At 36.7% G+C, this 20,726-nt stretch carries 19 protein-coding genes and 1 other RNA gene; all 20 read right to left on the reverse strand.

Annotated elements, in window-relative coordinates; all coding sequences use genetic code 11:
• Window positions 1-35: 35 nt before the first annotated feature.
• On the reverse strand, window positions 36-2,429 hold the full coding sequence (locus HMPREF2767_RS02420) for a carboxypeptidase-like regulatory domain-containing protein (RefSeq protein ID WP_070622499.1): 2,394 nt from the start codon (window positions 2,427-2,429) through the stop codon (window positions 36-38).
• Window positions 2,430-2,440: 11 nt separating this feature from the next.
• Complete coding sequence (locus tag HMPREF2767_RS02425; protein ID WP_070622500.1) at window positions 2,441-3,445, reverse strand: WxLIP family cell surface protein; 1,005 nt, start codon at window positions 3,443-3,445, stop codon at window positions 2,441-2,443.
• A gap of 61 nt (window positions 3,446-3,506) precedes the next feature.
• Window positions 3,507-4,214, reverse strand: coding sequence for a WxL domain-containing protein (locus HMPREF2767_RS02430; protein ID WP_083302025.1), 708 nt, complete (start codon window positions 4,212-4,214; stop codon window positions 3,507-3,509).
• Between the two features lie 145 nt (window positions 4,215-4,359).
• Window positions 4,360-4,715, reverse strand: a transfer-messenger RNA (tmRNA) gene (ssrA, locus tag HMPREF2767_RS02435).
• 50 nt (window positions 4,716-4,765) lie between these two features.
• A complete protein-coding gene (gene smpB, locus HMPREF2767_RS02440; protein ID WP_068129936.1) occupies window positions 4,766-5,230 on the reverse strand; it encodes an SsrA-binding protein SmpB in 465 nt (154 codons plus the stop codon).
• 5 nt (window positions 5,231-5,235) lie between these two features.
• Complete coding sequence (gene rnr / locus HMPREF2767_RS02445; protein ID WP_070622501.1) at window positions 5,236-7,527, reverse strand: ribonuclease R; 2,292 nt, start codon at window positions 7,525-7,527, stop codon at window positions 5,236-5,238.
• 12 nt (window positions 7,528-7,539) lie between these two features.
• Entirely contained in the window at window positions 7,540-8,277 is a 738-nt protein-coding gene (locus HMPREF2767_RS02450) for an alpha/beta hydrolase (protein WP_070622502.1), read from the reverse strand.
• Between the two features lie 102 nt (window positions 8,278-8,379).
• Window positions 8,380-8,610 (reverse strand): preprotein translocase subunit SecG, encoded by a 231-nt coding sequence (gene secG / locus HMPREF2767_RS02455; protein ID WP_068129929.1) that lies wholly within the window; start codon window positions 8,608-8,610, stop codon window positions 8,380-8,382.
• Window positions 8,611-8,680: 70 nt separating this feature from the next.
• The gene (eno, locus tag HMPREF2767_RS02460; protein WP_070622503.1) at window positions 8,681-9,973 is read right to left on the reverse strand and encodes a phosphopyruvate hydratase; all 1,293 of its coding nucleotides are present in this window, start codon (window positions 9,971-9,973) and stop codon (window positions 8,681-8,683) included.
• A 28-nt stretch (window positions 9,974-10,001) separates the two neighbouring features.
• Complete coding sequence (gene gpmI / locus HMPREF2767_RS02465; RefSeq protein ID WP_070622504.1) at window positions 10,002-11,510, reverse strand: 2,3-bisphosphoglycerate-independent phosphoglycerate mutase; 1,509 nt, start codon at window positions 11,508-11,510, stop codon at window positions 10,002-10,004.
• Window positions 11,503-12,258, reverse strand: coding sequence for a triose-phosphate isomerase (gene tpiA, locus HMPREF2767_RS02470; protein ID WP_070622505.1), 756 nt, complete (start codon window positions 12,256-12,258; stop codon window positions 11,503-11,505). Before tpiA ends, gpmI begins: the two co-directional genes overlap by 8 nt.
• Before the next feature lie 10 nt (window positions 12,259-12,268).
• Window positions 12,269-13,456, reverse strand: coding sequence for a phosphoglycerate kinase (pgk, locus tag HMPREF2767_RS02475; protein WP_070622506.1), 1,188 nt, complete (start codon window positions 13,454-13,456; stop codon window positions 12,269-12,271).
• Between the two features lie 78 nt (window positions 13,457-13,534).
• A complete protein-coding gene (locus tag HMPREF2767_RS02480) occupies window positions 13,535-13,780 on the reverse strand; it encodes a glutaredoxin family protein (protein WP_070622507.1) in 246 nt (81 codons plus the stop codon).
• Window positions 13,777-14,232 carry a threonine/serine exporter family protein gene (locus tag HMPREF2767_RS02485; protein ID WP_083302026.1) on the reverse strand — a complete coding sequence of 152 codons (456 nt, stop codon included), beginning with the start codon at window positions 14,230-14,232 and terminating at the stop codon, window positions 13,777-13,779. The genes HMPREF2767_RS02480 and HMPREF2767_RS02485 overlap by 4 nt, the downstream gene beginning before the upstream one ends.
• Window positions 14,233-14,240: 8 nt before the next feature.
• Window positions 14,241-15,029, reverse strand: coding sequence for a threonine/serine exporter family protein (locus tag HMPREF2767_RS02490; RefSeq protein ID WP_070622508.1), 789 nt, complete (start codon window positions 15,027-15,029; stop codon window positions 14,241-14,243).
• A gap of 43 nt (window positions 15,030-15,072) precedes the next feature.
• A complete protein-coding gene (locus tag HMPREF2767_RS02495; RefSeq protein ID WP_083302027.1) occupies window positions 15,073-16,080 on the reverse strand; it encodes an LCP family protein in 1,008 nt (335 codons plus the stop codon).
• Between the two features lie 71 nt (window positions 16,081-16,151).
• Window positions 16,152-17,930 (reverse strand): DUF2207 domain-containing protein, encoded by a 1,779-nt coding sequence (locus HMPREF2767_RS02500; RefSeq protein WP_070622509.1) that lies wholly within the window; start codon window positions 17,928-17,930, stop codon window positions 16,152-16,154.
• 98 nt (window positions 17,931-18,028) lie between these two features.
• A complete protein-coding gene (locus HMPREF2767_RS02505; RefSeq protein WP_070622510.1) occupies window positions 18,029-19,582 on the reverse strand; it encodes a gamma-glutamyltransferase in 1,554 nt (517 codons plus the stop codon).
• 15 nt (window positions 19,583-19,597) lie between these two features.
• On the reverse strand, window positions 19,598-19,735 hold the full coding sequence (locus HMPREF2767_RS08720; protein ID WP_168162109.1) for a hypothetical protein: 138 nt from the start codon (window positions 19,733-19,735) through the stop codon (window positions 19,598-19,600).
• Window positions 19,725-20,720, reverse strand: a complete 996-nt coding sequence (locus HMPREF2767_RS02510; RefSeq protein WP_070622511.1) for a CapA family protein — start codon at window positions 20,718-20,720, stop codon at window positions 19,725-19,727. The genes HMPREF2767_RS08720 and HMPREF2767_RS02510 overlap by 11 nt, the downstream gene beginning before the upstream one ends.
• Window positions 20,721-20,726: the final 6 nt, after the last annotated feature.

Here is a 20,726-nt window from a genome sequence, read left to right on the forward strand (position 1 = left end):
AAATAACACTCTGTTTTAATTGAAATGTTTATACTTTATGGTCCATCTGTTAACGTCCACACTAGTGTTGATTGATAACTACCTCTTTGAGCAGTCGCTGGATTTGTTTTTAATAAAATTCCTTCATCTTCATTAAAATTAAAGTGAAATTCATCTCCACTTTTTGTAGCATCAGACTTTTTACCGACTGTTTGTCTATTTACTTCCCCTTCAATCAGTTTAAAATCTTTATTTTTTACGAAGTAAAGTGCATTTTTAAGCTGATCAATTCCATTTGTATGTGTTAACGGTGTTTTACTATAGACACTTACTGAAAAATCACTTTTTTTAGTACTTCTCACTTTCACTTTATGAGGGTTACTCTTTCTTTTAATAATTGACTCTCCAACATTGGTGATTTTTGTGTCTTTAAATACAATATCTTCAACTGGTAGTAATTCTAAAATTGTACCTTCAACAATAACTTCAGCGCTTGGTATTTCATATTTATCAACTACTACAAAAAACTTAAGCTTGTCATCATCTTTTAAGTCACCTATTGGAATATTATTAAAAGTAAATTTGCCTGTATTGTCACTAGTCGTTTCATACACTTTATTTGTACGTGTATTAAGCATTTTAATTTTACGATTAGCTGTAGCAGTACCGGTAATCTTAGTACTTTCATCTGTAACAGGTTCATTCACTTTTATATTAACTTTAATATCTCCAATCATCCTTATTCTTTTCAAGGTAGATTTAAATTCTTGATTAAAATTTGGAGCAACTTTTTTAATCGATGAATCTGCATTAGTAGTATTTCCACTCATTGTAAATGAACCGTTTAACATATTTGTTTTATAATCCGGTGTTTTATTTTGAGTTGCATAGCCTTCCATACTTACATAGTTTACGTTAAAAGTTTTAAGCACATTTTCTGTAGGGAAAATCGGACCATTCATATTGTCAAAATCTACCACATTAGGATAATAGACATTGAGTGTCACCGCACTGTTAGTTGAGAATAAAGGTGCACTTGAATTACCAGTTTTACGAACGATTAGACTACCATGATCGTCCACTGTAATAGCTCCTATTCCTTGTGATGTCACTGGGCTATTCAAACTTTCTAAAATAATTTCTCCATCGTGATGCGCAGTAATGAAAAAGTCTTTATCATCACTGAATTGAACCGCATTTGAATTTAAAGATTTTAAAGATAAGCGACTGTTCGCACCTGATTCAACATATTTTTGATAATCCCCTCCTGAATATAATGCTACACCGTTATTCGCAGTAACATTTGCTACCGCATTTTCTCCGACTCTAATTCCATTTAGTTGTACATTCACTGTCTTATTTGATTGTGCATATAAACCTCCAAGTGCACCATTCACTGTGAAATTTGCTCCGTTATGAATTTCGTAAAATCTATAATATGCAGCGTAGCCTGCACTCGCGTTTATTGTGACATTACCATATACATGAAGTACACTTTCCCAACTTGCACCGATATGACTGCCATTAAAAGCAACATCTTTTAAACGAAGTTGGCTCGCATGGTTCGATCTAAACATACCTTCATTTTTATCTCGGTTGGTAGTAGATAAGTTTGAAAAGTTCATAACAGCTATCTCAGAAATACTCGTATTATAGAGCCTGCTAGTACCGATATTTAAAGAGTAACCATTACCGTCTAAAATTTTTTGATTATAATTTGAATAAATGTATTGATTCCTATCCGTAGAAATATCGTTTGTAAATAGTATCACTTCAACATTTCTAGCATATATCGCTTTATTGAATTCATCAGCTGTACTTACACATCTTACTTCACCAGTAACAGATTTCGAAATTACCGATCCAATCAAATTACTTTTTGATGTATTGTACTCCTCTGCTGTTGGGCATTTCCCTGCTTCAAACTGGCGTTCTGTTGTAGAACGCGTTGCTATTTTCTTTTCTTCTTTAGCGACTTCTAACTCATCTTCTTTATTACCATTGCTTTCAGATATGTCTGTTGCTTCTTTATCATCCTCGGTATCTTCTGTTTCGGTCTCTTCTTCATCGTATGATTCGTTTGATTCTTCAGTTGTTTCACATTGGTATATGTCGTCAAAGCTTTTCGTATTGTCTGCATCTATCTTATAATCTATGCTTAGAATATTGTTTTCACTAATGAGTTTTACTTTATCCTCATCCTCTAAAGCGGTAGATAAGGAAAAAAGATATTCTCCATCATTTACAATTGTTTCTTCTACAAATTGTTCATTAACATAAAGCTCAACCGGTTTTTCATTATTTCCAGTACCTTTAATAGTTTTAGAATCTACTATATCTACTGAATAATTAACATTACATGAATTTACTGCCGTCATTTCTGCCGCTTGTACGAGAGTTGCGGGCGTCATTAATAAAATACATAATATTAAGTTTAAATACTTTATCATATTAATTCACCCTACTTTTTCTTTCGTATTACCATGAGTATTAACAGTATTAATAAACCAAAAATAGTCATGCCTGCAATGATTAATGCAAATGTTTTCCAGTCAGTTTTTTCAACTTCTACAGCATTGTCATTCGCTTCTTTTGCAGTTTCTTCAGTAATTTCAAATTCTTTCTCGAATTCAAATGTTTCATTATCCGTTGTAATCGTTCCTTTATAGACATACTTACCTTTTTTTAATTTTTCATTATTAAAAGATATAGGATGATTAAATAAAGCATTTGGTGCGATTGAAAAGTTGTCATCTTTTCTTTCGTATAATGGTGTATCGTTCCCCTTCTTAAATACAGCACCCTCGATTTTTGAATTTGTCATTAGTAATGGTTGCTTATTGCTAAATTCAACATTTAAACCTGTTCTATTATTAATTAATCCAGGGTTAACACGATTTATTTCAATTTCTTCTTGCAATTTTTTATTACTATTTTTGTCATTTAGAACAACTGCAATTTCATACGCGTAGTTATTTTTAATTTGTACACCGGAAGAGTCTTCTTTTGAATCATCTATAAGTAAAAATCTTAAGCCACCTAAAATCGTGCCATCGAAATCTTTTTCTGGCATTTGAATAGAAAATTCTGCGATTGCCTTCTCATATGGCTCAATTTTTAACGTCGGTGTGAGTACATCTGTCATTTTAGTAAAATTATATTTTAAAGAGTTATCGAACTCTTTAATTGAACCATCGTAAACAAGTAATCCATTACTGTTTGTCGCTCCTGTATTTGCGCTAACTTTAACTTCGATTGGTTCATTTGAGTTATTAAATACTTCTACTTGTAATTTCTCTGTAGTATTTTTTTCAACTGCTAAATCAAAGTATGTCTTCTCAGAATCAACTTGACTGTCCGGTAAAATCGTACGTAAAGAATACGGAACTTCTTCACTTGCTAATGCTGTAGGTGCGATATTAAATAATAGTAGTATAGATAGCAATATCCATGTAATTCTTTTCATCATCAACTTCCTCTAAAGAAAAACCCCGAACTACTGTTCAGGGTTAAGATTTTCGCTTATATTACTGGTTACCAGGTCCATCATATAAAGTCCAAGTAATTGTAGATGTATGTTCACCTGCTGAAGCGGCACCTTGTGGAACATCTAAAGTTACTTTTTCGTTTGTTTCTCCGTCACCTTTTAGCCACTTAACAATCCATGTTCCAAGACCTTGTGCTGTTCCAATTTGTGCATTGTCTGAACGACCTTCAGCATTAACAACTGATGCACTGTCTCCACCAGTATTTAAAACGATATTATTGTTTACTAACGGTGGATTAACTCCTTGTACTGGAGAGGCTGCTTCACCATTTAAGAATGAAATAACTGCACCCTCTAAAGTGTTCGTACCGTTTTGAGTGAAATGAGAAGCTTGAGCACTTACACTCCAACCTTGTCCAGTACCACGACGATCGGAAACTTGAATATATGGTCTTTCACTAACCGACTCGTACTTAGCAGCTGCAGTTGAAATTTCGTGTGTACCAAAATCTATATTAGAAACAAAATCTAAAGATAATGGTCCTGTATTACCTGTAACATTACCATCTTCTGGAGTACCTGGCTGTAATGTTTCAGGGTCTAAAATTTCAGGTTCATCTTCAGGTGCTGTAAAATTAACCTTTGCCTCTGATTCCGCTTGCTGGTGTTGTGCTGCTAGCATTGGAGCTGCAACTAAAAAAGATGTCGCACTTAATGTGAGTGCTGATAATAATAATTTCTTTTTCAAATTTATTTCCTACTTTCTATATATCTTTAGTTTCTATCTAATCTAACAATAAAACTATACACTTATTCGAACTAAAAGTCGATATTTTAAAATAAAAAATGAGACTACTTTATAGCTTGTGAAGTAATCTCATTGATGTAAAAATATATGGAGACGGCGGGAGTTGAACCCGCGTCCAAGGATCTTGCTACACTTCTTTCTACGTGTGTAGTTCTCAATTAATGTTTCGCATGAACGCCGGAAGAGAACGTTCCACAATTCATGCTAGTCTGATTAAGTTCTTCTAGAAGTCTGCAGACGGAAGACTTCTAGTATATCTTGCTAAAGTTGAATCGTCTCAGTAGGTCACAAGAAAACGTACGAGACGATGTAGCTGAAATTATGCAGCTACGAGATTGTTAGTTTTGCCAGTTATTATAACTGAGTATCGTTCGTAACGAAGTCGAAACCTCCGACACGCTTAAAGTGCTCAATAACCCCTGTCGAATCCAGAACGTCCCCGTTTATTTGCGTAATGATTATTATATCATTATTCGCTTTTTCATTTCAAGTTATTGGTTTCTCTCTTTTAGCGCACGGTCGATGTCTCGTTTCATTTGTTTTTGTTTTAAGTCGTGACGCTTATCGTATTTCTTTTTACCTTTTGCGTATCCAATCAGCACTTTACATACTCCGTTTTTAATGTAGAGTCTAAGTGGAATGAGTGCATGACCTGGATTATGCAAATAACCGATCAGTCGGTCGATCTGCGCTTTATGGAGCAGTAACTTTCGTTGTCTTAACGGGTCGTGGTTAAATCTATTCCCTTCTTCGTAAGGGGCGACGTGCATGTTGTAGACGAACATTTCACCTTTAAAATCACGGCAAAATGCGTCTTGTAAACTAACAGATCCCTTACGAATCGATTTGATTTCAGTCCCTTTTAATACGATCCCCGCTTCAATCGTATCCTCAATGATATAATCATGACTTGCTTTTCTGTTTTGAGCGAGTACTTTTCCGTGATGTTTCTTCATATCATTTACTTCCTCTTTCTATTTCTTTTCGGCGCACTTTTATAGAATGGCTTTTTGCCTTTCGGTTTTTTCGTTTGGTCTCTCACTTTGTCTTTTTTACGACCATTAGAATCGATATATTTCGGTTTTTGCTTGTCTTTTTGTTCTTCTTTTACTTTTTTACGCGGTGTTATTCCAACGACTGTAAAATCGATTAAACGCTCTGCGATATTGACGTTTTCAACTTCGATTTCTACTTTATCGCCCATTCTAAAGACTTTCCCTGTGCGTTCACCGATTAACGCCATCATACGCTCGTTATAGTTATAATAGTCGTCACCTAAGTTGTTCATATGAACGAGTCCTTCGACTGTATTCGGTAGTTCAACGAACATACCGAAGTTCATGACGCCTGATATAACCCCTTCAAAGCGTTCTCCGATATGCTGCTGCATATACTCTGCTTTTTTGAGGTCGTTCGTATCGCGTTCAGCATCTACTGCTCGGCGTTCACGTTCAGATGAATGCGACGCAATTTCTGGTAACTTTTCTTTAAATTTTTGAATCGTTGCTGGACTCGTATCTTTTTCGATTAAATACGTACGAATTAATCTGTGTACCATTAAATCCGGATATCTACGAATCGGCGCTGTGTAGTGCGTGTAGAATTCTGTCGATAACCCGAAATGTCCGAGTGATTGATATGAATATTTCGCTTGTTGCATCGAACGTAACATCATCATCGAAATGACTGTATCTTCAGGGGTATCTTTTACTTCATCTAAAATTTCTTGTAACGCGTGCGGATGCACAGAGTTCCCTTTACCTTTAACGAAAATACCAAAGCTCGTTAGAATCTCGAAGAATTGGCGAAGTTTATCTTCTTTTGGATCTTCGTGAATACGGTAAATAAACGGTAAATCGAGCCAGTGGAAGTTCTCAGCGATCGTCTCGTTCGATACGAGCATGAATTCTTCGATTAACTTCTCACCTTTCCCGCGGTTACGTAAAACGATATCTTCAGGCGTGCCGTCGCGTTGAACGATAATTTGTGCTTCGTTAAAATCAAAATCTAACGCTCCACGTTTATCGCGTTTACGGCGTAAAACTTTTGCGAGTTCACCCGCATGGATAATCATGTCTGTAATTTCACCATGTGAGATTTTTGTCGCTTCATCGTCTTCTTCTAATATTTTGTTAACTGCTGTGTATGTCGTACGTTTGTCCGATTGAATAACACTTTCAAAAATACGATGATTTACGACTGTTCCATTCGTATCGATTTCCATCTGACACGTCATCGCAAGTCGCTCGACACCTTCATTTAACGAGCATATACCGTTTGATAATTTATGCGGCAACATCGGTATCACTCGGTCGACTAAATAAACACTCGTCGCTCGGTTATACGCTTCTTTATCGAGTGGTGTCCCTTCTTTTACGTAATGTGATACGTCCGCAATACTTACTGTCAACTCGTAGTTTCCGTTACTTAACTTTTCGACAGAAATCGCATCGTCTAAATCTTTTGCGTCTTCTCCGTCGATTGTAATCGTCATTTGCTTCGTTAAATCGACGCGACCTTTCTTTTCCTCTTCGAGTACGTGGTCTGGAATGTTTTCGACTTGTTCGAGTACGTCATCACTAAAGTCGATATCAATACCGTGACTATATACGATAGATAAAATATCGACACCCGGATCATTTTCATGTCCGAGAATTTTTGTGATATGACCTTCCGGGTTATCGGTGTTATTTTTAGGGAATTTCGTAATTTCAACGAGCACTTTATGACCGGAAACTGCACCTAAATTTTGCTCACTTGGGATAAAAATATCCGTATTATACGTAAGGGAATCCGGTACGACGAATCCGAATCCTTTTGACCCTTCATATTTACCGACGAGTTTTGTCACGTTATGTTCGATAATTTTTACAACGCGACCTTCATGATTCTCACCACGCATCGACTCTTCTACCGTACAGAGTACAGTGTCTCCGTCTAATGCGCCGTTAATTTCATTTGGCGGAATAAATATATCATCTATTCCTTCTTCGTCAGGGCGTAAAAATGCGAATCCACGCTTATGCATAGATAACGTACCTTTAACGACTTTTGACGTCACAACTTTGACGTACTTATTTTTCTTTGTGCGACGTATAATGTCCGACTCTTCAAGAGAGACTAAAGCTTTAATGAGTGCTTTAAAATCTTCTGCGTCGTGAATATCCAGTTCACTTTCAAACGCTTCAGTTGTCATCGGTGTATACGTATCACGATCAATTATTTCTAACACTTCGTCTTTAAAATCTCTCATGAATAAGTCCTCCTATAAATTACGGTTTAAAAACGCGTAATAATCTTCAAATAATTCTTCTTTGTCTTTGTCAATCGTTAAAACGTGACCAGAGTTTTCATAGTATTTTACTTCTTTATCGTCACTGCCGACTTCATCGATTATAATTTCAGCACTATTTATATCAATCACATCATCGAGTTTTCCTTGAGCGACAAATATCGGTTCTGTCACTTCCCCGAGACGGTCTCTCGTACTTCCTATAATCTTCTTAATATCTGTAAAAATCGATGCGTCGGTGTAACTTTCTAACTCTCTTTTAATTTGCCCGTCTTCTTTATGTTCAAAACGTTTTTTAAACATCTCAGCGTATATTTTAAAGTTATTGAGTAATTCACTTTCCGTTTTTAACGTCATAGGTGAACAAATCGTTGCTAACGCTTCAACGTCACGGTCCATCGATAACTTTAACGCAAGCACGCCACCAATCGATAGACCAACGACAAATACTTTGTCATACGATTCTTTTAACTCGTCATACTTATCAATTGCTTGTTTATACCACACATATGGCGACGATTTTAATATATTTTCAGGACTTTCAGTATGCCCTTCATAATTAAATGCGTAGCTCGGAACTTCGTTCTTTTCTAAAAATCTCCCGAGTTGTCGCACGTCTGACGTATTTCCTGTAAATCCATGAAGTAAAAGTACCGCATAGTCTTTTGTACCTTCACTAAACTCAAAATTTCCAGGCATTCTTACTTTCATTCGTACCACTCCTTACATCTATTGTACGAGATATATATTAGAAGATAAAGAACGACGAAAACAATAAAACGCCGAGGTGATTAAACACCCCGGCGTGTAGTATTAACTGACATATGTTAATAGAATCATTATTAAAAAGAACATGACAGATAAAACAACTGTCATTCTGTGTAATATTAAATCCATACCTCTTGCTTTTTGTTTACCAAAGAGCTGTTCTGCACCACCACTTATTGCTCCTGATAGTCCAGCACTCTTACCTGACTGGAGTAAAACGACCGCGATAAGTGAAATGCACACAATGATCAGTAATACGATTAAAGCTGTATACATCGCGTGTTCCCCCTACTTGCTATATCGTTACATATTATATCAGTAATTGATATTGTAATCAACTACATAATTAGCGTAAGTTAAAGAACGCATTCTTACCTTTGTAAATCGCAGTTTCATATAATTCGTCTTCGATTCTTAGTAACTGATTGTATTTCGCAACGCGGTCTGTACGTGACGGTGCACCAGTTTTAATTTGACCTGCGTTTACCGCTACAGCGATGTCAGCGATTGTCGTATCTTCTGTTTCACCTGAACGGTGTGAAATCACTGATGTGTATCCTGCACGTGCTGCCATTTCGATAGCTTCGAATGTTTCAGTTAACGTACCGATTTGATTTACTTTAATTAAAATAGAGTTACCGACGCCTTCTTCGATACCTTTTTCAAGTTTTACAGTGTTCGTAACGAATAGGTCATCCCCGACAAGTTGAACTTTAGAGCCGAGTTTTTCTGTTAACTCTTTATGCCCGTCCCAGTCGTTTTCATCTAACCCGTCTTCAATTGAAATGATCGGATACTTATCGCATAACTGAACGTACCAATCCACAAGTTCTGAAGCTGTGAATGATTTACCTTCACCTTTTAATTCGTAAGTTTTTGTTTCTGCATTGTAAAACTCACTCGATGCAACGTCCATCGCAAGTACGATATCTTCACCTGGAGTAAATCCTGCACCTTTAATTGCAGTGATTAACGTTTCAAGTGCTTCTTCGTTTGAGTCTAAGTTCGGTGCAAATCCACCTTCGTCACCAACTGCTGTTTGAAGACCTTTATCTTGTAACACTTTCTTTAACTCGTGGAATACTTCCGTACCCATTTGTAAAGCTTTTTTAAATGTTTTCGCACCAACTGGCATGATCATAAACTCTTGAATGTCGACGTTGTTGTCTGCATGCTCTCCGCCGTTGATGATGTTCATCATCGGTACCGGAAGTTCTGTTGCGTTAAATCCACCTAGATATTTGTATAGTGGTTGGCCTAAGTAGTTTGCTGCTGCATGTGCAGTTGCCATTGACACACCTAATATTGCGTTCGCACCGAGTTTTGCTTTATTTTTTGTACCATCTAATGCGATGAGGACTTTATCTAATGATACTTGCTCAAGTACTGAAAATTCGCCTTCGATAATTTCTGGAGCGATAATATCATTTACGTTTTCTACTGCTTGTTGTACACCTTTACCTAAATAACGGTCATCACCGTCGCGTAATTCAACTGCTTCATGTTCACCTGTTGATGCACCAGACGGAACGATTGCACGTCCAAATGCACCACTTTCCGTTAATACTTCAACTTCAACTGTTGGATTACCTCTTGAATCTAATACTTCACGCGCATAAATATCAATAATTTTAGGCATGGTTAATCTCCTTTTATTTTATAATTATTTATTGTAATAAAGTTTTACCCGTCATTTCTTTTGGTTGGTCTATACCTAATAAATCTAACACTGTCGGTGCTAAATCTGCAAGTCGACCACTCGTTACATTTACACCTTTTTTAGTAACGATGACCGGAACGTCGTTTGTCGTATGTGCGGTCATCGGTTCCCCGTTTAGTTGTACGACTTCGTCAGCGTTACCGTGGTCTGCAGTAATGACTGCAACACCACCTTGAGAGATAATCTCATCGACAATTTCACCAAGACATTCGTCAACTGTTTCCACTGCTTTAATTGTCGGTTCTAACATTCCGCTATGTCCGACCATATCTGGATTTGCGAAGTTTAAAATCATCATGTCTAAGTTGCCTTTTTTAAGACGATTAATCGCTTTGTCCTTTACTTCGTACGCACTCATCTCAGGTTTTAAGTCATACGTTGCGACTTTTGGCGAGTTCACGAGAATGCGTTCTTCGTTATTAAATTCTTCGTGACGGCCACCTGACATAAAGTACGTGACGTGTGGATACTTTTCAGTTTCTGCAATACGTAACTGACTCATTCCGGCATTTGAAACGACTTCACCGATCGTATTTACTAAATCTTCTTTTTCAAACACGATACTCGCGTCGATGCTATCATCATATTTCGTAAACGTCGTAAATTTTACGTTTTCAAATGGTTCGATTAAAAACTCATCAAAACCTTTTTCCGCAAACACTTTAGATAATTGAACCGCACGGTCTGGTCTAAAGTTATAAAAGATCATCGAATCGTTATCTTTTAAAAATCTTTCTTTTTGTCCGACGATAAACGGCGAAACAAACTCGTCGTATATCTCAGCCTCATACGCACGTTCTACACCGGTACGTGCCGTTTTAAATAAAGGCCCTGCACCGTAGTGAATCGCGTCGTGTGTCTTTTTTGTACGCTCATAACGACGGTCTCTATCCATCGCATAATATCTTCCAGAAATCGTCTTAAATTCACCAAGACCGATCGCTTCAAACTGTCTTTCTGCTTCATCGATATAAGTGAGTGCAGATTGCTGATCGACGTCACGGCCATCTAAAAATCCGTGTACGTAAACGCGCTTCACGCCTTTTTCTTTTGCGAGTTTTATAATTTCAAACATATGATTGTAATGAGAATGCACACCACCGTCAGACAATAGTCCCATAATATGGAGCGTACTGTCATTTGTTAACGCGTGGTCAATCGCTTCGTTTAGCGCTTTGTTTTTATAAAACTCTTTTGATTCTATCGATTTATTAATACGCGTTAAACTTTGGTATACGATACGGCCTGCGCCGATATTTAAGTGTCCGACTTCGGAATTCCCCATTTGACCTGCTGGAAGTCCGACGTCTTCGCCACATGCGACTAATCGGTTATTTGGATACTCACTCATGTAACGGTCAAAGTTTGGTTTATGCGCTTGTTTTACAGCGTTACCGAACGTTTCTTTTCGGCAACCGAATCCATCTAAAATAATTAAACCGACTGGTTTATGCATTGTGTGCACCTTCTAAAAGCGCGACAAAACTTTCAACTTCAAGTGACGCTCCACCGACGAGTGCACCGTCAATATGTGGTTCACTCATATATTCTTTAATGTTTTCGGGTTTTACTGATCCACCATACTGGATACGTACTGCTTCACTAATTTCTGTATTAAATGTTTTTCCAATCGTTTCACGAACGAGTTGACACATTTTGTTTGCGTCTTCACTCGTCGCACTTTTACCTGTACCAATCGCCCAAATCGGCTCATACGCAACGACAATTTTTTTAGCGTCTTCAGCATCTACATCTTTAAAAGCTTTTTCAATTTGTGTCGTAATCTTCTCGATATATGTCTCATTTTCGCGCTCTTCTAACGTTTCACCACAACATACAATCGGTACGACGTCTTTTTCTAACGCTTTTAACACTTTTTTATTCACAGATACATCTGTCTCATTAAACATTTCACGGCGTTCAGAGTGACCAATAATGACGTAGTCTACACCTAAGTCACTTAAACTATCAATCGATACTTCCCCAGTAAACGCCCCTTGTGCTTCAAAGTGTCCGTTCTCTGCACCGATTCCGACTTTGTCGTTCGTAGTTTGAACGAGTCTATCTAGATGAATAAACGGTGCACAAATCGCAGCATCGACTCCGCTTGGTAAATCTTTCGTTAATAATTCTTTTAAAAATGCTTCTGCTTCACTAACTGTTTTGTGCATCTTCCAATTTCCTGCAATAAATGGTGTACGCATAACTATCTCCTTACTTATCATTTAATGCTTTAATTCCTGGTAATTCTTTACCTTCTAAAAATTCGAGTGACGCTCCGCCACCTGTAGAAATGTGTGAGAAGTCTTCTTCAAAGCCGAGCTGTTCAGCTGCTGTTGCAGAGTCTCCACCACCGATAATCGTAATTGCGTCTTCTAGCTTCGCAAGTGATTCACATACTTTAATCGTACCTTGTGCGAAATTAGACATTTCAAACACACCCATCGGTCCGTTCCATACGACTGTTTTCGCGTCCTTTAGAACTTCTTCAAACAATTCTACTGTTTTTGGACCAACGTCTAATGCCATTTCATCTGCTTCAATCTCTGAAGCGTCTCTTACAGCGTGCTCACTGTCGTTACTAAATTCTTTAGCTGCAACGACGTCAACCGGTAATACGAGCTTATCTTTCCCTTTTTCAAGAAGAGATTTTGCGAGAACGAGTTTATCTTCTTCAACGAGTGACTTTCCAGTGTCATAGCCTTGAGCACGTAAAAACGTGTTCGCCATTCCGCCACCGATTAGAATTTTATCTGCTTTTTCAAGTAAGCTTTCGATTACCGTTATTTTATCTGACACTTTTGCGCCACCTAAAATCGCAACGAGTGGACGTTTTGGATTTAATACCGCTTCACCTAAGAAGTCGATTTCTTTTTCGATTAAAAATCCTGACACAGCAGGTAAATGTTCAGAAATCCCAACGTTTGATGCGTGAGATCTATGTGCTGTTCCGAATGCGTCGTTAACAAACACATCCCCGAGTGACGCCCAATATTTACCGAGCTCTGGATCGTTTTTACTTTCTTTTTTACCGTCTAAATCTTCAAAGCGCGTGTTCTCTACGAGTAATACGTCTCCTTCGTTTAAGTCTTCAATCGAAGATTCTAATTCTTCACCGCGCGTCGCGTTGACAAAGAATACGTCTTTATCTAACAGTTCGCTTAAACGTTTCGCAACTGGTAATAGCGATAACTCTTCTAAGTCTTCTTCTGTCTTTACACGTCCTAAATGTGAGAATAAGATGACTTTACCACCTGCGTCTATTATATATTGTATCGTCGGTAGTGCTGCTTTAATACGCTTGTCGTTCGTAATTTCACCGTCTTGTAACGGTACGTTAAAATCCGCACGTACGAGTACTGTCTTTCCTTTAAATTCTACATCCTTAATTGTCTGTTTCATTGAGATCCTCCAAATAAAAATATACACTCTCTTAATTATATCGTTATTTACATTTATTTTAAACGGTTAAGGGATGAATCACTGTTTCGCCCCTTCAACATATTCATGAATCGTAAAAAAGTCGATAATACCCTCTTGAACGATCTCATCTTCGTGCATAACAACTGGTACCCGGATTAAAAATCGTTCATGTAACGTGTCGTCTGACGTAATATCGACTTCACTCACTTCAACGTCTTTAAATGATTCTAACGCTATATTTAATTGGAGCTTCGCATCTTCACATAACTTACAATTCGGTGAAGTATATAATACGAGTTTCATCGGTTTGTGACCTTTCTTTTTATAATATTAAATAGTTCATACATCATTTCAGTTATGATGATTCCCATCGCAATTGATAATGCGATAAGTGCCGCTTGAAATCCTGAATCTAATGCAGCTAAATTATCATTTTCTACGACGGCACGTACGGATTCGTACGCTTTACCTCCAGGAACTAACGGTATAAGTCCGCACGTTACAAATACGATAAGTGGCGCTTGAAGTCGTTTCGTAAAAAATATCGCTGTACTCGTCATCGTAATTGCGGCAACGAAGTTTGAAATGAGTGGTTCAATCCCTATCGTCTGACTTAAAAAGTAATACATCACCCAACCGAGCGCCCCTGTTATTCCGCTCGCGGCGAGGTGACGCCTCGGTATGTTAAATATGATTCCGAAACTAAATGATGCAAAAAAACTTAAAATAAATTGTGCGAAAAACACCATACTCATTTCACCTCCTATAATATGAGAAACACCGTTCCAACACCGGCACCGATCGCAATCGCAGTGAGTCCCGCTTCAATGCCTTTCATCGTCCCTGCTAAAAAGTGTCCGCGTATTAATTCACGAAGTGCATTAGTAATTGGCACCCCAGGCACAAGAGGCATCACTGAAGCGATAATAATCGTATCGATGTTTACTCCGAAACTATAGCGCACGTAAACAAGCGCAAATAAGGCGATTAAAAACGCCGCTAGTATTTCTGTGAAAAACTTAATTTTTGTATAACGCTGAATCCATTCAGTGACGAATACACCTAAAGCACCTGCAAATAACGTTATCGGTAAGTCTTTAATCGATCCGTTAAACATAAATAAGAACATCGACGCAGCGACTCCACCAAATAATACGACCATCCATAATGGGAACGTTCTTGAAGCGCTAATATCATCTAGTGCGTTTTTAGCTTCTTGAATCGTCATCCCATTTGTAATTATTTGTCGTGATAATTCGTTTATATTGACGACTTTTTCTAAATTGTTGTTACGTGTTAAAATTCGGATTTGTTGAGATAATCCGTAGTCGTTCATCGACAATATAATTACAGTCGTTGCTACGAATACTTGAACGTTTTCAACTCCGTAATGTTTTGCGATACGCTCCATCGTGTCTTCGACTCGGTACGTCTCTGCACCATTTTCAAGTAACATTTTGCCTGCATTTAACGTCACAAAGAACACGTCACGCACGTACCTTAAACTGAGACTACTATCGGGGCGTTCGACTTCTTCTAATACGTCTAACATCGTGTCACCTCTTTTATATAAAAATAAAGCGTGATTCCACGCTTTATTGTAACTCTAGATTTTCTAAATACTTAGATTGTATGTCATAAAAACTTTCTGTATTTGGGATAAAGTACCATAACCCGTCTTCTAAAACGACATCTTCGCCTTCTAGTTGATACTTTTCAATATTGTTTTTCGCTCCGTAATAACGAAGTGCCATTAAACTAATTTCTCTAGAAGATAAATCTGTTTTGACGTTATCTCCTAACGTATCAAACACTGTGTTCATGTGAAGTAGACCGCTTGGACTTAACATTTTAGTTGCGAGTGACTCTAAGACGAGCTGTTGACGTTCTTGACGGCCATTATCCCCACCAGATCCTTCTTCGTATCTGCTTCGAATAAATTTAAGTGCCGTATCTCCGTCCATATGATACGTCTCACCTTCAACAAACTCGATACCTTTTACAGTAAACGTGCCGTTACTTTTTACTTTAACGCCTCCGACACTATCAATTAATAACTTGACGCTATCCATATTCATCGCGACGTAATGATCAACTGGTGCACCCATAAAGTTCTCAACCGTATCAACAGCCATATCTGGCCCACCGTACGCATACGCATGGTTGATTTTTTCAACCGTTCCGTAACCGACGATTTCTGTTCGAGTGTCTCTAGGGATACTGACCATCATCGTCGTCTTTTTCTTCGGATTAATTGAAAGTAGCATAATCGCGTCACTACGTTCTCCGCCCGCTAGACCGCGTTCACTGTCTGAATCCACTCCAAAAATGACGACTGAAATCGGATATCCAGACAAATGACTAACTGGACTATTTCGATACGATGATGTTTCACGATTTAAAGGTGCGTGTATATCATCGCTTAAACTAAATAACTTATATATAGAAAACACTGCAAATATTATCAGTAAAGCGAGTAAAACTAGTATAATTCGTTTAAAAGTTTTACGTTTTTTCTTAGGTTTTGATGGTTTTTTATCTTTAACTATAGGAGTCTCACGCTCTTCGTTTTTTAGACGATCGACTCTACTAAATTCTGACATAGTGTTGCCTCTTTCTATAAAAATCATCATTATTATAACATGATTTTTAACGCTCTTATACTAAAGTGGTGCTATCTTGCACCACCACCTCCGCCTCCGCCGGCGCCCATGCCACCTCCCATTCCAGTAGCTCCACCCAAACCACTGGATGCTTGAGAACTACTAAATCCACCGCTGGATAGTCCTTGGTTTATAGAGTTTGTCGTATTATTAAAGAGATAGAAGTAATTTGGGTAAAAATAATTCTCCTCAGATTTATTTAAATGATATTTTTTAAATCTTGATTCAATTTCATCTGTTACCCCAAGTAAATAAATATAAATGAGTTCTTCTGTTTGAATTTCATCATTTTTAACACGTTCTAACCATGTATTCTCATCTTCATTTTGTAAGTAATTACTATACTTAACGAAGTGTTCAATTAAATCATGTCCTTTAGGTGTTGGTACTATAATTTCAAAAGGTACAAATGCAGCTGAATCTTTCTCAACTTTAATATACCCATTTTCCTCTAAATATTCTTTTGAGTAATCTTCGAGGTAATCTGCAACTTTAGAAACGTCTGTTGCATTCTTTTTAAACCACTTTTCCAGGTTCTTTTTCGTAATTACTTTGTGATCATCCATCGCATTTAAAAACATCATCCATAATAATAACTCGTAATCTCCATTATATGTTTCGTTTTTAATTTGCTTTAGCGCTTCTTCAAAATATTTACCGTATTCCTCTTTCACAGTCTCATAATCTTTTACAATAATTGAGGTATTTCTTTTATTTAATTTTTTGGAGTCATCTTCAAATTCAATTTCAATACGATTATCTCGATGCCATTTTATTAAATATGCAGATATAAACTGCTCAAAATACGCATAGTCTAAATGATTAAGTAAGTATGCGTACCCTGCATAATCGTTCATTTTTGACGGTGGAATTTTTGTTGATGAATTTTTTAAGTCCTTTTTAATTGCATACCCTGATTTAATATGGCCACGTGATTTTTTCTTACGATTTGCGATCCATAATCCAGCAATCGTCCATAGCCCAACGATACTTCCAAATAGAATCGCTAATCCTGAGAAAATTTTACCTGTAAGACTCATCTTCGGTCCAAGAGTTTCATTACTATTTAAATAATCCTCACTATAGTTTGAATTATGTAATGCCATACTTCTTTCTTCTTCTAACGTTTTGTCTTTATTTACATTTGTATTAAATAATTTCGAATCAAATTGTAAAAGTACCGTTGCATAGTTACTACCATCCATAGCTTCACTAGATTTCCAAACAATATTTCCATCTTTTAAATGCATATTTCCAACAATACCAAATCCATAAAATCGAACATTATCTTTAGTAAAAGGTTCGTATGATGAGATAGTCATCGTCATTTCATCAGTCGGTAGTTCTGTAAATGTATTGAAATCCCAGTAAATGGACTGGCCATCTTTTAAATTTTTTACCATGTTAGTTAATGTATAGTGAACGGTATAATTCTTATCTCCATACTCTCCAATTCCCCATACTAAATCAAAGCCATCATCAGTATTTAAAATACTATATTTACCGGCTTTTTCCTCACGATTCCAGTCAGAATCCCATTCTTTTACTTCTTTAAATCCGTCTACAGAAAAGTGGGTTAATTTAGCTCCTTGCATATCGTCTTCATTAAACACGATATAATTTTCTGTACCTTCATCCATATTTTGTTTTCGCTCTTCAGTTACTTCGACTGAACCATCTTTTTTAATATCAATATGAATGTTAATATTATCAATTTCATTTGCATGTGCTTTAAAACTTATAGTTAAACTAAGTAAAACACTTAATAAAAATACGATATACTTCTTCATCACATTCCTCTTTCTAAAAAATTATTATTTATTTCTTTTGTCTTACTTATAATTGTAACAAAACTAATATACACAAAAAAGAAGGCGTTTCGCCTTCTTTATCGATTGTTTCGGTCATAATATCTGTGACTTTCTTTAGTTTCACGGTCATAAATGACGGACTGAATATTACCGAATTCATTCGGTGAACTAATTTTTCTAATCGGCGAATCGAGTTCATCAATATTACCCAGCAATTCAAATTGTGCAAAATCTTCGTAATAAATTTGATCGTTAGATTTAAATAATCTCCCTTGGTTGATGGCTGACTTTAATGTCATATCGTTATTAAAGTACTGAATGATAATTTGTGATATGACCGTCGGTATCATATTTCCACCTGGTGTACCGATACCGATATAGCCATCGTCATTCACAATAATTGTTGGACTCGTATATGATCTTGGTGTTTTGTTTGGTTCACCGAAGTTTGGACTCATCGGATCTTTTGAAAAATTGTCTAAAGAGTTATTTAAGTAAAATCCTAAACTACTATATTTACCTGATCCAAAATATCTATTTAACGTATTCGTTGCACTAATCATACGTCCTTCTTTGTCGACGACGACAAAGTGTGTGGTGTTGTTATTAATATTTTCTTCATACTCGACGTTCTCGATATCGTTTAATTGATTCAGTTCATTTTCAATATAATATCTGTCTAAATATTGCTTTCTGTCACCGTCCATATCGCTCACGATATCTCGGTTGATCATCATTATATCTCTCGCGTTACTTACAGATTGTATGAAGTTATAAGACACACCATCTTGTTCACGTAGTATTTCATCGATTGCTAACGCTTGTAACGTAAACACTCCACCGAGCGGGCTACTCGGCGTGTATACTGTAGATCCTTGGTAGTCCATACTTAATACGTCGCCTTTAGTCGCAGTATAATTCGTGAAGTCTTCGACATTAAAACGTTCAAACTCATCAGCCATACTCTCACCAAGCATTTCGTAAAATGCATCAGCGCCATATGCTTGGATGTATTGTAAAGTGTCTGCAAGTTCCGGTTGAGTGATCTTTTCGCCGCTAGCTACTGGCTCACCGTCTTTATAAAACGGACTGTCTAAGTCATTATATTCTTTATACAACGCGAGGTTTTGTGCAAATCTTGCATCGACTGTAATTCCGTCTTCAGCTAAAGGTATGACATAATCTAAAATTTCTTCCATTTCCATACTGCCGTACTCTTTTTGTAAGTAGTCCATTCCTCTAACGAGTCCAGGAATTCCGATTAAATCACCTTGCTCATATACGCTTGATGATATACTCTGATATTTGATTTCATCGGGTGCTTCCATTTGACCATCGTAATATAATAACGCTCCACCGCCGCCAAGTCCTGAAGCATACGGCTCGACAATAGCTAACGCAAACGCAACACCTATCGCAGCATCTGCAGCGTTCCCACCGTCTGCGATTATTTTTTGACCGACTTCGCTTGCTCGGTAGTCACTTGACGTTACGGAGTATGATTCATTCTTTTCATTTTTAAAACTGTCCTTTTCTAAAGAAATCATATCTCGATTATTTTTCACCATATATATTGCGACTGATGTCAGTAACAATAATATTAATGCAATTAAAGGAAAATATTTTTTCATTATAATAACCGCCACTTATTTAGTATAGTATTCGATAATTTTTCGTTCAGATTCACTTAACTGTTCATCATTTTGCTTAACAAACATCGCAATATACATTGAACAGACAACGACGATAAGTAAAATCCAAATGAGTACCTTTTTACTGTTCAAAATAAAACTCCCCATCCTTATATGAAGTGTGTGTCGGCATTTGTTGGAACAATGTTTTTTGCTCAAAGAAATTTAAATTGTTTTTAGTTAATGTGCCATGTTTATATTGTACAGGTGTGACTTTAAATTGATCGTTCTCTATATCATGTTGAACGACGATACTCTTTTTATAGTTTGAAATATAATCGTTTGACACTAAGTTTCCTAAACTATAAAAAATAACTGTGTCGTTATATTTCTCAATTTCTTGAACGACGCTATTATTACCGATAATAATATCGACGCCTGCGTCAGATAACGCGTGTGCGAGTTCTCTTTGTCTTGTAGTCACTTCACGTTCGTTCGGTATCCCCCAAGTAACACTCACTATAATTAAATCACTATCATTATCTAGCTGCTGAATTTTCGGTAAAAAGAAACTCGGTTCTAATTCATGGTTAATTTGTGGTATTTCACTCGATATGAATTTTGAGTTTTTATCTACAAACGATAAAAATGATATTTTCTTTTCTCCAACATTATGTTCAATGACGTCTTCAAGACTTGGATTTTCTAATGATAGTCCGATATTTCTTTCGACATCAACGAGGTCAACGTACGGTACATTTTTGTTAAAAAATGTTAAATCCGTAAAGTAATTGTCTTGTATCTCATTAATTTGCTCATTCTTATTATTTACTCGTTTGTCTAACACGACATTTGTAAATGATAATTCATTTTCTAATAAGGGCCCCTGTAAACTTGTTAGAAAGTGCTCGGACTCAAATATGTCGTTATATTCTTGTAAATATAAATTCCCCGTGTAGAAAATAGTCGGACTGTTTTCTGTTTCAAAACTCTCTACTTCGATCGGTGTATATGTTCTATTCACAAAATATATACTTATAACGCTAATGACTAGCATTACTAGTACAATCATTAAGTTAGAACGTTTATTATGTTTGATATATTTTAATATTTTTTCTTGAAGTGTTAGTTTTTTCATTATTAA

The organism is Nosocomiicoccus sp. HMSC067E10, from assembly GCF_001810835.1.
Lineage (GTDB): Bacteria > Bacillota > Bacilli > Staphylococcales > Salinicoccaceae > Nosocomiicoccus > Nosocomiicoccus ampullae_A.